Consider the following 18580-nt stretch of genomic DNA (forward strand, 5'->3'; position numbering starts at 1 on the left):
TTTCATTTTCTCCTATTTCAGTCCTGCTAAAAAGTCGTTAATTTCTTCCTTGCTTTTACGGTCGCGATTGACAAAACGGCCGATTTCCTTGTCCTTTTCTAGCACAACAAGGCTAGGAATGCCGTACACATCCCAGAGTTTGGCCAGATCCAGATACTGGTCTCGGTCCACTCGAATAAATGTGAACTCTGGATTGGTCTCCTCAATCTCTGGCAAGGATGGATAGATATAACGACAATCGCCACACCAGTCTGCCACAAAAAGGAAGACCTTCTTGCCATCTTGCTCGACAAAACCTGCTAGTTCTTCTATACTACTAGGAATTATCATAAGACTTCCTCCTCATAGACCATGTCTTCATTTTCATAGACAAAGGTATAGTGACGGCCATCCTCGAAAATGACTCCTCCGACAAGTCGCTCTAGGCTACTTTCGTAGACTTGAACATAGAGAGTCGTAATCTCACCCATATCTGAGAAAAGTTCGCGCACGATAGCGGTCAACTCTTCCTGAGTCTTCATGAGCTTGTGATTATCTGCTGCTTTTTTAGCCCCTAAAGCAAGGGCACTTAGACCAGCCACAGTCAAGCCAGTCATCCATAATTTCTTAGCTTTCATACCATTCATTGTAACACAAAAAGGGCTCTAGGACAAATAGGGAAGCCGTATACGAGCAAGGCAATTAAAAACCTCTGAGATTGCTCTCAGAGATTAGAAGATAACTAGTTACTATTTTCAACTGCTGCAGTCACAAAGGCAGTGTAGAGTTCTTCTGGACGGTTTGGACGGCTGGAAAGTTCAGGGTGATACTGACACGCTACAAAGAATTTGTTTTCAGGTATCTCCACTATTTCTACCAAACGATTGTCTGGAGAAACTCCTGAGAAGACAAAACCTGCTGCCTCAAACTGTTCACGAAAGGCGTTGTTAAACTCATAACGGTGACGGTGACGGCGTTGCACCACTTCTTGATTGTGATAAGCAGCCGCTGCCTTAGAGCCACGTTTCAACTTAGATGGGTAAAGTCCCAAACGAAGGGTTCCTCCCATATCCTCAATATCAACCTGGTCACGCATGATATCAATGATAGGATATTTTGTTTCTGGTGCAAGTTCAGCAGAATTGGCACCTTCAAGACCTAAAACGTGACGAGCAAACTCGATACAAGTCAACTGCATTCCCAAGCAGACTCCCAACATTGGAACATCATTCTCACGCGCATAACGGATGGCTTGAATTTTCCCTTCCGTACCACGTTGGCCAAAACCGCCTGGTACGATTATTCCGTCCGCATCAGACAAGAGTTCTGCTACATTCTCTGCTGTCACATCATTGGCGTTAACCCAATTAATCTTCACTTCTGCGTCGTTGGCATAACCAGAGTGTTTCAAGGCTTCAACCACTGAGATGTAGGCATCTTGCAACTCCACATACTTACCAACAAGGGAAATCTTGACTTGTTTATTGAGGTTCATAACCTTGTCCACCATGGCTGACCACTCTGTCATATCCGCTGCTGGTGCGTCTAGTTTCAAATGGTCACAGACAATTTGGTCCATACCTTGTGCCTGCAAATTCAATGGAATTTGGTAAAGGTGTTCGACATCCAAAGACTCGATAACAGCTTCTGGTGCCACGTCACAGAACTGAGCTAGTTTATTTTTAATTCCTTGACCAGCTGGTTTCTCTGTACGAATAACCAACATATTTGGCTGGATTCCCAAACCACGCAATTCTTTTACAGAATGCTGAGTTGGTTTGGTCTTCATCTCACCAGCAGCCTTGAGGTAAGGAAGCAAGGTTGTATGGATATACATGACATTATCTGCACCCACATCTGCCTTCATCTGACGAAGAGCCTCTAGGAATGGCAAGGACTCGATATCCCCAACAGTTCCACCAACCTCTGTGATAATGACATCAGAGTCTGTCGTTACAGCGGCACGCTTGATTTTTTCTTTCAAAGCATCTGTGATATGAGGAATAACCTGAACAGTTGCCCCAAGGTATTCTCCACGGCGCTCTTTACGAAGAACTTCACTGTAAATTTTACCAGTTGTCACGTTGGAATATTTGTTGAGGTTGATATCGATGAAACGTTCATAGTGACCCAAGTCCAAATCTGTCTCAGCCCCATCATCAGTCACAAAGACTTCCCCGTGCTGGTAAGGACTCATGGTTCCCGGATCGATATTGATATAAGGGTCAAACTTCTGAATAGTCACTTTTAGACCACGATTTTTCAAGAGACGGCCTAGACTTGCTGCCACAATCCCTTTCCCAATAGACGACACCACACCACCAGTTACAAAAATATATTTCGTAGACATAGATTCCTCTTTCTAAAATGCTCAAGGTCTTGTTGACTACGAGGGGACATAGAAAACAAGACCCTTATGAATAACGACTTTTCAAGAAAACTTCCTGAAAAACAAAAATAGCTCCCTAGTAACTAGGGAGCCCCGACCTCTAAAAGAGGTGCCCGAACAATATAATACCTTAAAGCAGAACATTTGTCAACCCGAATGGGTAAAACATGAAAAAAAGGAGATTGTTTTCAGAAAACCAGCTAAAGATCCGCATTCAAACGGATGACCTGCTCAAGGAACAAAAAAGGAGATCAGGCGATCTCCTCTGTGAAGTCTTTTACTCTTCTTCACTCGTTTCAGCGTCATCGTCAGAAAACTCGTCGTCTTCTTCGTTAAGATCCACGTCTTCACCCAAGTCATCAGGAGCGATTTCGTTGATTTCTGCATCGTAAGCTTCCACTTCATTTTTCTCATCATCTGGATTTTCATCATCGTATGAAAGAGCTGGATCTGCTTCGTATGCATCTTCGTCTTCTGGATCATCTGCGTTGTAGTCAATAGCATCTGAATCACCATCCATAAAGGCATTGACGCGTTTTTTCTTAGTTTTTGGTGCTACTTCATCGTCGTCACTTTCTTCAAGAGCGATGATTTCTTCGTCGATTTCGTCTACACCATACCATGAACGAAGCCCCCATTTGTTGTCCCCAAGTGAGATGAAGCTACCGTCAAAGTTCAACTCTGTGTAGAACAAAGGCAAAGCTTCGCGGATATCGCTGTTTGATGTTCCAAGGTAGTTTTGAATTTCGTTTACAAGATCGCTAAAATGCATCTCATGATCGCGACCACGAAGTTCCAAGATAGCACGCGCTACCTCAATCATAGATAGTTCACTTTTTTCTTGCCCAGCAAATACTTCTAATTCCAAAGCGTTTCTCCTCATTTTTACTACTATCGCCAGAGTAGACAGACTCCGACCTCATTTTATCATGTACTCTTTATTGTACGATAATTTTGCGGAATAGTCAAAGGTTAAATGGGAGAAAGTGACAGGACTTTTTATTTCTTTGCTACCCAGCCGATGGCATCGTGAGGTGGGGTTTCAGTATCAATCCAGATGAATTCAATGCGGTTATATATGAAAATTAAATTACAATGTTATGCTTCTCAGGCTGGTTTGAACTTACAGTACTTGTTATGTAGTGAATTGATTTCTAAAAATATTGCTTTTTCTAGCATAACATAATTAATCGTTTTGAAATAGAAAATATAATTCGACTTTATTTGATGTAACTATAAAAGCAAGAGGCCCTCTTTTTATTAAAATCTTATAATGTTTTAGAAAGTATTTGTTTTATTTTTGAACGAATATCGTTATACACTAAATTAATTTCAGTATCATAACCAATTCTTCCAGTAGCCATACTAACACTTTCATCTAAATATACTTCTAAATTTCTAAATAAAAAATCATTAAATCCTCCTTTTTTAACAAACAAAATTAAATCTTCAGTATAATTCATCATAATCTCAGCATCAACTGATTTATCAAAAATAAGACTATACTTTTTTCGAAAAATAGGATCAGTTAAATTTCCTATGAAATAATCTTTCTGCGCTCCACTAAGCGTTCCACATGTAGTATACCATTTATTATTAATGAATTCTTTAATCACTTCTAATAATTCAATAATAAGTTCATTTGAAAAATCTTTTTTGTATGCTCTTAAGTAATTAATTGAACCACTCAAAATTTCTCCAATTCTATCCTTCTCAATGACAGCAATTATTTTTAAATTTTTATTCTCTGTAAAAATTCTATTTTCTACAATTGATTTTAAAATTTGAGACCTATATTGAGAAAATCTCTTCTTTGCAATCTTTTCCCAGGAAAGACTATAGATATTCTGTTTGTATATCTCAGTATTTTCATTTTTTTCCTCATTTTTTTCATTTTGCTCAATGAAAAAGTCTGAAAGATATGTGCGTTTTAAACTTTTACTATAATCTAAATCCTCAGCATTTTGAATCATACGATAGTGAACAGTTAAATCTCCAGTGTAATATTGAAAATAGATATCTTCATCAAAATAAGTTGTACATTTTACGACTATCATTTCTATTTCGTCTAAAGAAAATTCGTAAATAGTATCACCAGAATTTTTTGTGCCTATAATTTGAGGATTAACTTCATCTTCTTTATCAGATATTTTTTTTCACAGACAAGAATATTTTCTAACGGAACATCATTCTCCATAAAAATATTAATTTTTGCTTTTGAATTAGCATTATTCTTCTCGACTATAAAATATGGACGCGCAGAAGCAAATCGATTTTCTCGATTTGCTTGATATTCTTTTTCTTCACGTTCATTCCTTTTTTCCTCATCCTCATAACGTATGTTTCTTTCTTTCTCATTTTGACTACTGAAAATCAAAAATGTTGTAAAAATTGCTAAAGCCGATAGAACTACTTGATAATAGTCTTTATTTGCCTTGGATATAAAGTTATATATACCTGTAATAATAGGATGTTGACCACTTAATAATGGTAAAAGAATTGCAATCACAATAACAAGTATATACAATAAACCTTTGAAAATCTTTTTAAACATATTTATCCACCTTTGTTAATTTATTTTCCATTATATCAAAAAAACACGGTTTATCACCGTGTTTCTGTGTTTATTTCACCAACTTCTTCATCTCATCAATACGTGCTACGGTCGCATCGTATTTGGCTTGATAGTCAGCTTGTTTGTCGCGTTCTTTTTGAACGACTTCTGGTTTGGCATTGGCTACGAAGCGTTCGTTAGAGAGTTTCTTGCCGACCATATCCAGTTCTTTTTGCCATTTAGCTAGTTCCTTATCGAGACGAGCCAGTTCTTCTTCGACATTGAGGAGGTCTGCCAGTGGCAAGTAGATTTCTGCTCCTGTGATGACGCTTGACATTGCGAGTTCAGGTGCAGGAATGGTTGATGCGATTTCCAAGTGCTCTGGATTTGTGAAGCGTTTGATGTAGTTGACATTGCTGTTAAAGAAGGCTTCCAGGTCGCTGTCACTTGTCTTCACAAGGATGGTGATTGGCTTGCTTGGTGCAACGTTTACTTCCGCACGCGCATTACGAACGGCACGGATCAAGTCTTTAAGACTTTCCACACCTGTGTGAGCCGCGAGGTCTTCAAAGGCTGGGTTAACAGTTGGGTAAGCAGCTGTAACGATAGAGCCTTCTGAGATTTGTCCAAAGATTTCCTCTGTCACGAATGGCATGATTGGGTGAAGGAGACGAAGGATCTTGTCCAAAGTGTATAGGAGAACAGAACGTGTGATGACTTTCTCTTCTTCGTTGTCGCTATAAAGGACTTCCTTGGTCAACTCAACGTACCAGTCCGCGAACTCATCCCAGATGAAGTTGTAGAGGATGTGTCCAGCTACACCAAACTCAAACTTGTCAAAGTTTTCAGTAACCTTGCCGATCGTTTCATTGAGGTTGTGGAGAATCCAGCGGTCAGTGACGTTTCCAGCTTCCTTGTTGGTAACTTTTTCGACATTGGCAGTTGCTTGCTCAAGGGTCAAACCTTCATTGTTCATGAGGATGTAGCGAGAGATGTTCCAGATCTTGTTAATGAAGTTCCAAGAAGCATCCATTTTTTCGTAAGAGAAGCGCACGTCTTGCCCTGGTGCTGAACCGTTTGAAAGGAACCAACGGAGGGCATCGGCACCATATTTCTCGATAACATCCATTGGGTCAATCCCGTTACCGAGAGATTTAGACATCTTGCGTCCTTGCTCGTCACGGATGAGACCATGGATAAGAACATTTTGGAATGGCTGACGACCAGTGAATTCCAAGGATTGGAAGATCATACGAGACACCCAGAAGAAGATGATGTCGTAACCTGTTACCAGGGTTGAAGTTGGGAAGTAACGTTTGAAGTCTGCTGAGTCCACATCCGGCCAGCCCATGGTTGAGAATGGCCAAAGAGCAGAACTGAACCAAGTATCCAAGACGTCTTCGTCCTGAGTCCAACCGTCACCTTCTGGAGCTTCTTCGCCGACATATATTTCACCCTCAGCATTGTACCAAGCAGGGATTTGGTGACCCCACCAGAGCTGACGAGAGATTACCCAGTCGTGGACATTTTCCATCCATTGGAGGAAGGTATCGTTGAAACGAGGTGGGTAGAATTCTACCTTGTCCTCTGTGTCTTGGTTGGCAATGGCATTCTTAGCCAATTGGTCCATCTTGACGAACCATTGCGTAGACAAGCGTGGTTCAACCACCACACCTGTACGCTCTGAGTGACCAACACTGTGGACACGTTTTTCGATTTTAACAAGGGCACCGATTTCTTCCAACTTATCAACGACTGCCTTACGAGCTTCAAAACGGTCCATGCCTGCAAATTCAAAGGCCAAGTCGTTCATGGTTCCATCGTCGTTCATGACGTTAACTTGTGGCAAGTTATGACGTTGACCAACCAAGAAGTCGTTTGGATCGTGGGCAGGTGTGATTTTCACGACACCAGTACCAAACTCTGGATCAGCGTGCTCATCTCCAACGATTGGAATGAGTTTGTTAGCGATTGGAAGGATGACATTTTTACCAATCAAGTCCTTGTAGCGTGGGTCTTCTGGATTAACCGCAACCGCAACGTCCCCAAACATGGTCTCAGGACGAGTTGTCGCAACTTCAAGGGCGCGTGAACCATCTTCCAGCATGTAGTTCATATGGTAGAAGGCACCTTCGACATCCTTGTGGATAACTTCGATATCAGAAAGGGCTGTGCGAGCTGCTGGGTCCCAGTTGATGATAAACTCACCACGGTAGATCCAGCCTTTCTTGTAAAGGTCCACAAAGACCTTGCGAACCGCTTTTGACAAACCTTCGTCAAGGGTGAAACGCTCGCGAGAGTAGTCTACAGAGAGCCCCATCTTGCCCCATTGTTCCTTGATGGTAGTGGCATATTCGTCTTTCCATTCCCAGACCTTGTCGAGGAATTTTTCACGACCGAGATCGTAACGGCTAATGCCCTCACCACGCAAGCGCTCCTCAACCTTAGCCTGAGTGGCAATCCCCGCGTGGTCCATCCCTGGAAGCCAAAGCGTATCAAAACCTTGCATGCGTTTTTGACGGATGATGATATCCTGAAGAGTCGTGTCCCAAGCGTGACCAAGGTGAAGTTTCCCAGTTACGTTTGGTGGTGGAATAACGATCGAATAAGGCTTAGCCTTTTGATCGCCTGAAGGCTTGAAAACATCGGCATCAAGCCATTTTTGGTAACGACCAGCCTCAACTTCGGCTGGATTGTATTTAGGTGAAAGTTCTTTAGACATTATTTTTTCTCCTTTTTTTTTCAAATTTATAATATCTTTTTGATGGATCTAAATAGAAATATTTTAACAACCAAATCATGCCCCTTCCAATAATTAATGATAATATGAAACAACAGAAAACAATTATAGTTGAGGCAATAAATTCAGATGTCCAATCAGCTGACGAATTTATTAGTTTGGCCAACTCTACTTTAATCTTCCATCCCCATATAATTTCAATTAACTTTGGAATAATACTCAACATTAATAAAGTAAGAAAACAATATATTTGAACTCGATAGAGGTGTCTATCCATTTTATCAGTTCTTATTGGTTTTTTCTTATATTTATTTGTATCAAACTGAGAATTTATTTCCCCTATTAGATTTGGAATTAGTATTGGTAAAAACCAGCTTAGAGCATTGATTAATTCGTTTTCAACTTGATTAAATACTGTCAACAATAATATACTCATTGTTGCAGTTAGCCATGAAGCAATCACTTCTTTTATATCTTTTGCACCATATCCAATCATATTATAAATTTGCCACCAAAAGAATGAATAAAGTACTATATATAAAATGAATGTAAGAATGTCAACTACTAAAACAGTCTCAGAATTCATAGCTTTAGAAAAAAAGTAATAAAGATAGATATAATACCACAAAAACGAAGTAATAAACATCGTGGCATATACATTCCATAATGTCCTTCCCTTAGGAACATCTACTTTATTAACTTTTTTAAATATTTTAATTGATACTATACTTTTTATGGTAGATAATATAGATGGTAGTATTAATACTGTTAAAATACTGAACCAGTTGTTTATTTGATTTTCACTTACACCATAATTAGTTAAGAGATACTGAGATACGTTAATCAAAATTGATTCAACTAAATTCAGGTTTTGCAAAAAGTAAATCAATATTCCGCAGAATATTCCATCAAAAACATTTATAAAAGCCAAGGATTCAGTACTTTTAGTAAGAAAGTCTCTAAACTTATTAAATCGATTTATATATTTAAGTGCATATATCAGTATCAATGCAAACTGGAAAATTATAACTAATTTTAAATCGATTAGGAAGAATATAATCAAAGTTGAGATAGAAATACACCAATAAGTAAGAATAGCAATTTTAGAGTTCCTTATTTTAGAGAATAATTTAAGATAAAAAACTATCAAAAACAAAAGAATTATTATCTCCAGAATAGAAAGTGTAATATCCTTGCTAAAAAATATGCTTAATAAAAATGTGGGAAGTGCTAAACCTAAAACAGATACAAGGGATAGCATTGGAAAAAAAGCAAGCGCACTCAAACATATTTTCCAAACTTGAACAAAAAACCTCCTTACTCTATCGTCGGTCTTAAGAAAACACATTAATTTCAAAAGTTACCTCCCTTATCTAACAGTTTTTTCTCCCTCCCCCACTCACTCCTCAGCAAGCCGTATCTCAAATCATCACAGCGATTGCCTTGGGCATCTTTGCGGTCTCGGATGCGAGCTTCTAGAGTGAAGCCAAGCTTCTCTGCGACTCTTTGACTTTGAATATTGTAGCCAAAGCAAGTCAGTTCAATCTTGTGAAGATCAAGTTCTTTAAAAGCTAGGTCAATCAAAGCACACGCAGCTTCTGGCACATAACCTAGACCCCAATAGTCTGGATGTAAGATATAGCCAATCTCCAAGACATCAGCCTCGTGACGACGAGGGAAATCAACAGAGCCGATGACCTTATCGGTTCCTTTAACGACAATTCCATAGCCCGCTGGGAGATTGTTCTTTTCATTGCGTTCAGGAAGGATATGCTCCAGATAATAAATCTCATCTTCCAAGCTCTTGACGGGCGGAAAGCCTGCTGGATAGGAAACGTCTGGCCTACTGGCATAGTCAAAGATATCCACAACATCAGCCACGGTACGGACTCGCAAGACCAGACGCTCGGTCTCTATTCGTTCTGGCAACTCTGCTCTTGTCATCCTTCTACCTCGCTTTCTACAAAAAATCGCCCCTGCCATATCCATGACAGGGACGAATGTGCTTATCCGCGGTACCACCCAATTTCGGGCAAGGCCCGCATCTTTGTTTATTTCAATTTTTCATCCATCAGCAACCAGTTTTGACACATTTGTGGACTTCTCAGCGCCGCCACTTTCTGTAAAATGTGGGATCCAAAACACCTCTGATGGCTCTATTGTAGCAAGTTTTTCTCGGAAATGCAAGGGGCAAGAAAGATTACTTGAAGCTGATTCCGTGCTCTTTTAATTTCTTAATGGTAGCTGGGCCAATTCCTTTCAAGGCAAGGAGTTCTTTTTCAGTCCAGTTTTTAAAATCAGCAGCCGACTTGATCCCTTCATCATAGAAAGTCTTAGCACGATCTACTGAGAGACCACCCAAAGTAGCTGCGAAATCTTCTACTGAATTGGCTACTTTTTGAGCTTGTTCCTTGGTCGCTTCTACTGCTTGTTCCACTTTTTTAGAGACGACTTTTCCTGCTTGGCTGGCAGATTTTTCTGCGTGTTTCACGACTTTCTTGGTCTCTTCTACAACCTTGGTCACTGTAGTTGAAAATGCACCTGAACGACGAAGGCTATTTCGCAATTGTTTTTTACGTTGGAGTTTCTTTGACATGATAAAATCCTTTCAATAAAAAATCCCTGCTCTGACAAGGATTTAATAAAGATATTCTATCAAGATTTTGGCAAAAAATCAAGAAAGTATCTGTATTTTAATAGTTTCGTTCACCAAACAAGCCTTCTGGCAAATCATGAAATCCCTTGCCCGCCTTGAAATTTTCAAACTTACCAAGCAAAAACTGATAAGCATCCAAACGGCTCTCGTAGCGAATCATGGCATCTTTGGCACGTTCGTCTTGGTCTTCTTCGTAGACTTTTTGACTTTCCTTGTGCGCCATGTCGTTGATCATGATCTGGGTATTGACCCAGGCCTCAAATTCCTTCATAAATTCTTGTTCGTAACTCATTGCTTCTCCTTATTCTAATCCACGGAAATAGTCCGTATCAATCTCTCGGTAGGGCTGGATATCCTGAACATACTCCAACACGCCTTGGAATTCCCCGTTTTCATCGTGTACTGCAGCATAGGTGATATGGACAAACTTGCCTCGTGACTCTGACTTGAACCACATTTCATACTTGTCCTTGACCCCTTCACGAAGACCTTTCATAACGGCCTTCACCTTGTCTAAGTACTTGGGCGGATGGCAGAGTTCTACATTGCGTCCGACTTGGGACGGTGTCCGTTTGAAAATCATCTCATCAGCCGGCGTATTGTCATTGTAATACTGGAAAATATCGTCTTTATTGACAAAGGTAATCTCCATAGGGAGGTGATTGAGGATGAGGTTGGCCTGCTCGACCGAGAGATAGCCATTGCCAAAAGCCTGTTGACTATGGCGGTCCAGCACTGCTTCCTTTTCCTTAGGGGTAAAGGTAATGGTAAACTGACCTTCTGGCGTATCGATAACTTGCTGAACTTGACCTTCAGCCGTATCTAGTGGCACAGGCTCCTCTGCGCTCTTTTCCTCAACGAAACTCTGGCGTTCTGGCACCCATTTCTCTGACGGACGGATGATGGCATAGCCGTAGGCATCGCTCTCCTCCGCAATCTGAATCCCATGAGGAGGATGGACTCTTCCTTGAAAATCATACTTTCAAACTCTGTCGCAAAAGCTTCAAAGGCCTCCTTTACAGTGGAAATCGCCACTTCTGGTAGTGCCTTAGCCGTCGCTAGAGCTGTCTGAAAGAGTTCTCTGATTTGATCATCCACTCCCCACATAACTTTTGGAGGTGAATCGTGACCATAGCGCTCCATGATGGGAAAAAAGAGCTCTTCCTTGCGCTGATAGTGGATGTCAAATTGCCCCAAAAGTCCCATTTGACGGACCAACCCCTTGCGCATCTCCACAAGCATTTCTTCATCTTCCATAGTCTCATAGGTATCTAACAATCTCCGAATGCGAATCAAGGCTGCACGGAGGGCCAGATTTTCATCCTTGAAGACGCGAACGGGGTGGCCAGGATGCTCGGTATCCTCTACTTCGACACCCTTTACTGCATTTTTAAAAAGATTAGCATGGACATCACAGAGCTCCATGACATCTTCAAAGGTGACACCTGAGTCTGAGTTCATCAGCTCGTGCTCCATGAGGGAAATCTCGATGGCTGAAACACCCGTAAAAGTCGCATCAAAACGCTCCTGAACTGATTCAGGAGAGGCACCATTGTGCAATTCTAGTAAAATATCCCGTAGGATATGAATCCGTTCATCTGCCATTAGTCTAATCCAATCACTTCATAGCCGTTCGCTTCTAGCGTGCGGACAATCTTGTCCATAGGAGTTCCTTCAAGTTTAGAACCCTGCTTAAGCGATACTTTGCGACCGACTGTGTTGCGCATCAAGGGATTAGCAAGTGGTTTAAAACCGAGCTCCACTAGGATTTCCAAAACTTCTGGGTGCTTGTCTACCACTTCTGCAACGGGAATTGACACATCGATGATATTATCCATGACGACCTCCATGTATTTTCTAATACTCTTCGAAAATCTCTTCAAACCACATCAGCGTCGCCTTGCCGTACTCAAGTACAGCCTGCAGCTAGTTTCCTAGTTTGCTCTTTGATTTTCATTGAGTATAAAATGATTTTACTGCTTATATTATACCATATGGGAAGAGATTAAAAAACTAGCAGTGGAGTTCCTGCTAGCTTCTTTCATTTCAAGTTATTCCTTATCATCTGGTTTTGCGAGCCACTGGGCTACATCCATCAGCTTGTCAGCAAGCAGTACTTTCCCGAAACCTACTAGAGCATTGTCATCTTTTTTCATGTTCTTCAGGACTTTGATGCTTTGCATCACAAAAAAGTAATTCCCATAAGTTTTAGCTAGAGTTTTTATAAGTCCCATATTACTCTCCTTCGATGATTTCGACCTCTTTTCGGATAGTATCAACGTCTCTTTGATATTGCACTTCATTGTAGTTAACTAGCTTGGACAATTCCTGTTGCAATCTTTCTCCCATCGGCTTCATGGTCGCAAAGGTTAAGCCACCAGAAATGACTCCTCCTAGGATAGGAATCACTTTCCCCATCCCTTTGGCTAGGCCTCCTTTTGTCAGATTGACACCAAAAATTTTCAAAACTTTTTCTAAAATTGGATACCAGAGAGTTTTTGTCAAGGCTTTCTTGTTCACTACTTTTATGACTTGCTTGGCTACTGTCACACCGCCTGATCGAAGCAGGGCACCTGCGCCATTTACTCCCAGCATCACACCGAGATACAGTAGAAGTGTGTTTTTAGCTTCCTCGCTTAACTCATTGCGCGATGCCCAAAGATCATCAAATCCGTAAATATACCCTAGTTCCTGAGCTAGTTTTAATGAGAATGCATAAAACTGGGCTACGTCTGTCGGGATAGTGATCGCCATAACAATCCCTCCAGGTAGACCAGCCAAAACCGAAGTTCCACTGGCTAACAGGACATTATCCTTAATACAGGCCTTGGCCACTCTATCCAAGCTTTCCTGGGGTAATAAAGCCGTCGGTCCTTGTTCAATCAAAGTTGGAATATCCTTACGGTCTAATTCCTTTGAAAACTTTTCTACTAAAAATTTCTCTCGATCAACTTTGACTACGGGTAATTTTACCACTTGTTGCAGCACTTGCATAGCTATATCTTGTTTAGCCATATATCTCTCCGTTTTTCATTTATATCAAGCTTTATCATATCATACTATTTGAAATTTACAAATTTTTTAAACTGATTTTTATCAGATAGATACGTAGTCAAATAGCAATGATCATACTCTGGCAACAAAAAAGAGGGTTGCCCCTCTTTCTTAGTTCTTATCCAGATTGCGTAGCATCTCGTCAATCTTGTTTCCATATTCGATGGACTCATCTTTGACGAAGGTCAAATCTGGGATTTTGTACAATTTTAAATTGCGACCAAGTTCACGTTTGATGGTACCAGTTGCTTTTTCAAGCCCGATTTGAGCTTTTTGATTATCTGAAGCAAGGTTACTCAAAATGGTGTAGTAAACCTTGGCAACAGACAAGTCACCCAGCATCTGAACATCTGTGATGGTCACACCTTGGACACGCGGATCACGGACCTTCTTTTGCAAAATCTCATTGACTTCACGCTTGATTTCCATGCCCACACGATCCGTACGGAAATGATTTGCCATGATATTCCTTTCTCTACTTTGAACCAAAAGCTAGGCCAGCAGACCTAGCTATTTCTGTTAGATAGAGGAACTAGAGCCATTTGAATCTAGGAAACAAGCCTTAGATAGAACTAAGGGTTCATCAAGGCACTGTTGACGACGAGTCAAATGAGCTATCGTTTCTCTATTATCGTTTGATTTCTTCCATGACGTATGCCTCAATCACATCATCAGTCTTGATATCATTGTAGCCATCAATCATGAGACCACCTTCACGACCGTTTGTAACTTCTTTGACGTCGTCTTTGTAGTGTTTCAAACTTGCGAGTTCGCCGTCATAGATAACGACACCGTCACGGATAACACGGACTTTAGAGTCACGGGTAACTTTACCGTTGATAACCATAAATCCACCGATGGTTCCGATTTTAGATACCTTAAAGGTTTCACGGATAACTGCTTCACCGATAACTTTTTCTTCGAATTCTGGGTCAAGCATCCCTTTCATGGCTTCTTCCATCTCTTCGATAACCTTATAGATAATGCTGTGGAGACGGATTTCTACATCGTCAGCTTCCGCTTGTTGACGCGCTTGTGGTGTAGGGCGTACGTTGAAACCAACGATAAAGGCATTTGAAGCTTCCGCAAGAGTCACGTCAGATTCGTTGATAGCACCGACTGCCGAGTGGACAATGGTAACTTTGACACCTTCTACATCGATCTTTTGAAGTGAGGCAGAAAGGGCTTCAACAGAACCTTGTACGTCGGCCTTGATGATGACGTTAACAGACTTAAGTTCACCAGCTTTCAGCGTATCAAAGAGGTTTTCAAGGCTGACACGTTGGGTAGCTTGTCGTTGTTTCATGAGGGCACGTTTTGCACGCTCTTCACCGGCCGCACGCGCAGATTTTTCATCCTCGTAAACAGCAAAGTGGTCACCCGCCATCGGAGCTTCGTTCAAACCTGTGATAGAAACGGGCGTTGATGGTCCTGCAACCTTGACACGACGACCAAGGTCATTGGTCATAGCACGGACACGACCGAAGGTATTTCCGACAACGATAGGGTCTTGGACATTCAAGGTACCTTGTTGGACAAGAAGGGTTGCAACCGCACCTTTTCCTTTATCCAAGCGCGCTTCGATAACCGTACCGATAGCACGAACTGTTGGGTCTGCCTTGAGTTCTTGGATTTCAGCCACAAGAAGGACCGTTTCCAACAATTCTTCGATATTTTGGTTGAATTTAGCTGAGATTTCAACAAATTCAGAATCTCCACCCCAAGCTGTTGACATAACCCCATGCTCTGCCAATTCACCGATAACACGTTCTGGGTTGGCACCTGGTTTATCAATCTTGTTGATAGCTACGATGATTGGAACGTTGGCCGCTTTTGAGTGGTTGATGGCTTCGATAGTCTGAGGCATAACCCCGTCGTCGGCCGCTACAACCAAGATAGTAATATCGGTAACAGATGCACCACGCGCACGCATCGATGTAAAGGCCGCGTGTCCTGGTGTATCAAGGAAGGTAATCTTCTTGCCATTTTCCACGATTTGATAGGCACCGATATGCTGGGTGATTCCTCCCGCTTCACCTGTCGCAACACGAGAGTTACGAAGGGTATCTAGAAGGGTTGTTTTACCATGGTCAACGTGTCCCATGATGGTCACAACTGGTGGACGCTCAACCAATTCATCTTCATTGAGATAACCATCTTCGACGAAGAAACGTTCGATGTCCGCATTGTCCACTTCAACCTTTTGTTTGGCTTCGATACCATAATCTACCAATAGGAGTTCAATGGTGTCTCCATCCAAAGATTGGTTTTGTGTGACCATAACACCCATCATAAAGAGTTTCTTAACGATTTCAGCTGGTTCACGTTTAATACGTTTTGCGATTTCCGCAACAGTCATACCATCTGTATATTCAAATTCTGTTGGCAATTCATGGAACTTACGTTCTGTAACAGGTTTTGGTGCCTGATTGCGGTTATTTTGCTTGTTCCCTTTTTTATTTTTCTTGTTGTTATTCCAGTTACTATTTCTTTGATTTCTCACTTGATTCTGACTACTTCGATTCTTTTGTTGTTTTCTAGGACCATCTTCTTCGTGATCATAATCGTCACGTTCTTTGTCTGGTCGAGCTTGTTTTTTACGACGTGTATCCACTGGCGCTTCTTTAGCTACAGGAGCTACTGCTACGGCTGGCTGCGTTTGTTCAGCTAACTTAGCAGCTTCCTCAAAGATTTCCTCAGGTTCCTTGCGTTTATTAGCTTGAGCCAAGGCTTCTTTGGCAGCTTGCGATTGCTTGAAGCGCTCCTCGCTTGAGCGTGCGTACTCTGCATTTTGCTCTGCTTTTAGAGCTGCTGCACGGGCTTTAAAGTCAACACGTGGTCCAGCTGGTTTTGACTGGAAGTCTTGTTGCTGACGGCGATCATTGCCACGATTCCCTTGACCTTGTGGTTTTTTCCCTTGGTCGTTGAATCGGCGATTGTCGCGGTTCCCTTGAGCAGGTTTACCACCATTACGGCCGTCATTTTTCTGACGGTTGCCGTTTTGTTGTTGGTCACGGTTGTTGCCCTTGTTTTGTTTGCGTCGCTCTGCCTGCTCTTTGGCACGCGCCTCACGCTCCGCCTTGAAGTTTCGACTCTGTGGTCTTGCGGCCACTACTTTTTCTTCCTTAGGAGCTGCAGGTGTAGCTGATTTGCTTTCTTCCTTTGCGGCAGCTGGTTTAGCTGATGCAGGCTTTTCTGCTTTCTTTTCTACACTTGCTTTTGGTGCTGCAGGTTTTGCTTCTGCCTTAGGAGCAGGTGCAGGTTTAAAGCTAGCTGCGATTTGTTCAGCAGCAACAGCTTCCACGCTCGATGAGTGGCTTTTCACATCCAAGCCCAACTCTTTTGCACGCGCTACAACTTCTTTACTTTCTTTTCCAAGTTCTTTTGCGATTTCGTACAATCTTTTCTTAGACAAATCATGTCCTCCTCTTCTATTCCATAAGAGACCTCATTTTCTTTGTAAATCCAGCATCTGTCACAGCCAAAACCTTTCTCGGTTTCCCGACTGCTATGCTTAATTCCAGTGTTGAAAACACGGTTATAACTTCTACTTGATAATAGTCACTTTTATCTTGAATCTTCTTGGTTAGATTAGGGCCAGCATCATGGGCTAGAAAGACTAGCTTAGCTTTCTGGTCTTGAATGGCCTTGACCACCAATTCCTCACCCGATATGATCCGGCCTGCTCGTTGAGCAAGTCCCAAGAGATTGCTTATCTTTTGCTTATTCAAGTCCTAACTCTCTTCTTTTCACTTTGTGATCCACATAAGCGATCAACTCGTCATAAAAGCTTTCTTCCACTTCCATGTTAAAGCTGCGGTTAAAGACTTTCTTCTTTTTTGCCTCTAGGGCTTCTGTATTGTCTAGCTTGATATAAGCGCCACGGCCATTGGCCTTGCCTGTCGGATCGATAAAGACCTGTCCTTCTTTGTTCTTGACAATGCGGAGTAAATCACGTTTATCAATCACTTCGTTGGACACAACAGACTTGCGCAAAGGGATTTTTCTTGTTTTCATCTTTCCCTCCTCTAGCAGCTTTTATTCTTCTGTCAATTCATCCGCATCTGCGTAATCCACTTGACCTGCTTCTTCCATAGCTTCAAACTCACTGGCTGACTTGATATCGATACGGTAACCTGTCAAGTGAGCTGCTAAGCGAACATTTTGTCCACGACGACCGATGGCAAGAGAAAGCTTGTTATCAGGTACAACGACCAAGGCACGTTTGCTGTCATTTTCATCAAAGATAACTTGGTCAACCTCTGCAGGTGCGATGGCATTGTAGATAAACTCAGCTGGATCCGCTACCCACTCGATAACGTCGATGTTTTCTTCGACAGGAATCATGCGGTCGCTCTTAGCATCGTAACGAGCTGGGTGGAATTTGCTGGTGATTTTCTTGATATTGGCACCACCACGTCCAACGATTGTCCCGATAGCGTCCACGTTTGGATTGTGGCTACGAACGGCAACTTTCGTACGGTCACCAGCTTCGCGGGCTACGCTCATGATTTCGACAGTTCCATCATACACTTCTGGAATTTCTTGCTCCATCAAACGTTTGATCATTTCTGGATGGCTACGGCTAACAAATACGTTGACACCACGAGGATTGTCTTCAACCTTGTAAACGTAGACTTCGATACGGTCATGGGAAGCAAAAACTTCTCCAGGGATTTGGTCCTGTTTTGACAATTGGGCTTCGATGCTACCAAGGTTGACATAGATGAAGCGGTTGTCAAAGCGTTCTACTGTACCAGACATGATTTCTTGTTCATGTTCTTTGTATGTATTATAAGTGATGGCACGTGTTTGCTTGCGCATTTTTTCCATGATGGTTTGTTTAGCAGATTGGGCTGCTACACGACCAAACTCAGCTGGTGCTTCTTCAAACTTGATTTTGTCACCAAGCTCATAGGCTGAATTAATGGCAAGGGCATCTTTCAAGCTAATTTCCAAACGGCTATCAAATACTTCATCAACAACTTCACGGACAGTATAAACTGTAAAGTCACCCGTTTTTTCATTGAAGTCAATGGCTACGCTGTCAGATTGACCATAGCGTCTGCGATAAGCGGAACGAAGCGACTCTACTACTGCGTCGATGATGTCTTCTTTTTTGATTCCCTTGTCTTCTTCCAAAATGCGGAAGGCCTCTAGCATTTCTTTACTCATGTTCTTTTTACTTTTGAATCCTCAAAAGCTATC

At 41.8% G+C, this 18580-nt stretch carries 19 protein-coding genes and 1 pseudogene; all 20 read right to left on the reverse strand.

Translation table 11 applies throughout. From position 1 onward, the window contains the following. Positions 1 to 12 precede the first annotated feature (12 nt). The 20 genes and pseudogenes from AXF18_RS01310 to nusA all read right to left on the reverse strand — a co-directional run bounded on the left by AXF18_RS01310 (position 13) and on the right by nusA (position 18547). Positions 13 to 330 carry a thioredoxin family protein gene (locus tag AXF18_RS01310; RefSeq protein ID WP_000586558.1) on the reverse strand — a complete coding sequence of 106 codons (318 nt, stop codon included), beginning with the start codon at positions 328 to 330 and terminating at the stop codon, positions 13 to 15. Beyond that, complete coding sequence (locus tag AXF18_RS01315; RefSeq protein WP_002880345.1) at positions 327 to 626, reverse strand: DUF4651 domain-containing protein; 300 nt, start codon at positions 624 to 626, stop codon at positions 327 to 329. Before AXF18_RS01315 ends, AXF18_RS01310 begins: the two co-directional genes overlap by 4 nt. A gap of 95 nt (positions 627 to 721) precedes the next feature. After that, positions 722 to 2329: a CTP synthase gene (locus AXF18_RS01320; RefSeq protein ID WP_049550089.1), complete on the reverse strand. Its 1608-nt coding sequence runs from the start codon at positions 2327 to 2329 to the stop codon at positions 722 to 724. Between the two features lie 316 nt (positions 2330 to 2645). Next, on the reverse strand, positions 2646 to 3236 hold the full coding sequence (gene rpoE, locus AXF18_RS01325; RefSeq protein WP_000418421.1) for a DNA-directed RNA polymerase subunit delta: 591 nt from the start codon (positions 3234 to 3236) through the stop codon (positions 2646 to 2648). Between the two features lie 400 nt (positions 3237 to 3636). Next, a complete protein-coding gene (locus AXF18_RS10175; RefSeq protein WP_000637609.1) occupies positions 3637 to 4425 on the reverse strand; it encodes a hypothetical protein in 789 nt (262 codons plus the stop codon). A gap of 53 nt (positions 4426 to 4478) precedes the next feature. Next, positions 4479 to 4922 carry a hypothetical protein gene (locus tag AXF18_RS10180; protein ID WP_000473212.1) on the reverse strand — a complete coding sequence of 148 codons (444 nt, stop codon included), beginning with the start codon at positions 4920 to 4922 and terminating at the stop codon, positions 4479 to 4481. Positions 4923 to 4992: 70 nt separating this feature from the next. Continuing rightward, positions 4993 to 7644, reverse strand: coding sequence for a valine--tRNA ligase (locus tag AXF18_RS01335; RefSeq protein ID WP_065371371.1), 2652 nt, complete (start codon positions 7642 to 7644; stop codon positions 4993 to 4995). Next, positions 7637 to 9010 (reverse strand): beta-carotene 15,15'-monooxygenase, encoded by a 1374-nt coding sequence (locus AXF18_RS01340; protein WP_065371925.1) that lies wholly within the window; start codon positions 9008 to 9010, stop codon positions 7637 to 7639. Before AXF18_RS01340 ends, AXF18_RS01335 begins: the two co-directional genes overlap by 8 nt. Positions 9011 to 9015: 5 nt before the next feature. After that, positions 9016 to 9606, reverse strand: coding sequence for a GNAT family N-acetyltransferase (locus AXF18_RS01345; protein ID WP_065371372.1), 591 nt, complete (start codon positions 9604 to 9606; stop codon positions 9016 to 9018). 256 nt (positions 9607 to 9862) lie between these two features. Further along, positions 9863 to 10258 carry a helix-hairpin-helix domain-containing protein gene (locus AXF18_RS01350; protein ID WP_049489719.1) on the reverse strand — a complete coding sequence of 132 codons (396 nt, stop codon included), beginning with the start codon at positions 10256 to 10258 and terminating at the stop codon, positions 9863 to 9865. Between the two features lie 97 nt (positions 10259 to 10355). Then, positions 10356 to 10610 (reverse strand): DUF1912 family protein, encoded by a 255-nt coding sequence (locus tag AXF18_RS01355; RefSeq protein WP_000119707.1) that lies wholly within the window; start codon positions 10608 to 10610, stop codon positions 10356 to 10358. A gap of 9 nt (positions 10611 to 10619) precedes the next feature. Next, positions 10620 to 11923: pseudogene (locus AXF18_RS01360) on the reverse strand (DUF438 domain-containing protein). Then, positions 11923 to 12156, reverse strand: coding sequence for a DUF1858 domain-containing protein (locus AXF18_RS01365; protein WP_000368739.1), 234 nt, complete (start codon positions 12154 to 12156; stop codon positions 11923 to 11925). Before AXF18_RS01365 ends, AXF18_RS01360 begins: the two are co-directional and overlap by 1 nt. A 213-nt stretch (positions 12157 to 12369) precedes the next feature. Beyond that, the gene (locus tag AXF18_RS01375) at positions 12370 to 12552 is read right to left on the reverse strand and encodes a hypothetical protein (RefSeq protein ID WP_000522943.1); all 183 of its coding nucleotides are present in this window, start codon (positions 12550 to 12552) and stop codon (positions 12370 to 12372) included. A 1-nt stretch (position 12553) separates the two neighbouring features. Next, positions 12554 to 13333, reverse strand: a complete 780-nt coding sequence (locus AXF18_RS01380; protein ID WP_065371373.1) for a hypothetical protein — start codon at positions 13331 to 13333, stop codon at positions 12554 to 12556. A 150-nt stretch (positions 13334 to 13483) separates the two neighbouring features. Continuing rightward, positions 13484 to 13834 carry a 30S ribosome-binding factor RbfA gene (rbfA, locus tag AXF18_RS01385; protein ID WP_001273601.1) on the reverse strand — a complete coding sequence of 117 codons (351 nt, stop codon included), beginning with the start codon at positions 13832 to 13834 and terminating at the stop codon, positions 13484 to 13486. 166 nt (positions 13835 to 14000) lie between these two features. Continuing rightward, positions 14001 to 16787 carry a translation initiation factor IF-2 gene (gene infB, locus AXF18_RS01390; protein ID WP_065371374.1) on the reverse strand — a complete coding sequence of 929 codons (2787 nt, stop codon included), beginning with the start codon at positions 16785 to 16787 and terminating at the stop codon, positions 14001 to 14003. Positions 16788 to 16803: 16 nt separating this feature from the next. Continuing rightward, complete coding sequence (locus AXF18_RS01395; protein WP_001041395.1) at positions 16804 to 17103, reverse strand: YlxQ-related RNA-binding protein; 300 nt, start codon at positions 17101 to 17103, stop codon at positions 16804 to 16806. Beyond that, entirely contained in the window at positions 17096 to 17389 is a 294-nt protein-coding gene (locus AXF18_RS01400; protein ID WP_000857568.1) for a YlxR family RNase P modulator, read from the reverse strand. The genes AXF18_RS01395 and AXF18_RS01400 overlap by 8 nt, the downstream gene beginning before the upstream one ends. A 21-nt stretch (positions 17390 to 17410) precedes the next feature. Then, positions 17411 to 18547: a transcription termination factor NusA gene (gene nusA, locus AXF18_RS01405; protein ID WP_049550482.1), complete on the reverse strand. Its 1137-nt coding sequence runs from the start codon at positions 18545 to 18547 to the stop codon at positions 17411 to 17413. Positions 18548 to 18580: the final 33 nt, after the last annotated feature.

Source organism: Streptococcus sp. oral taxon 064, from assembly GCF_001683375.1.
In the GTDB taxonomy this organism is placed as follows: Bacteria; Bacillota; Bacilli; order Lactobacillales; family Streptococcaceae; genus Streptococcus; species Streptococcus oralis_S.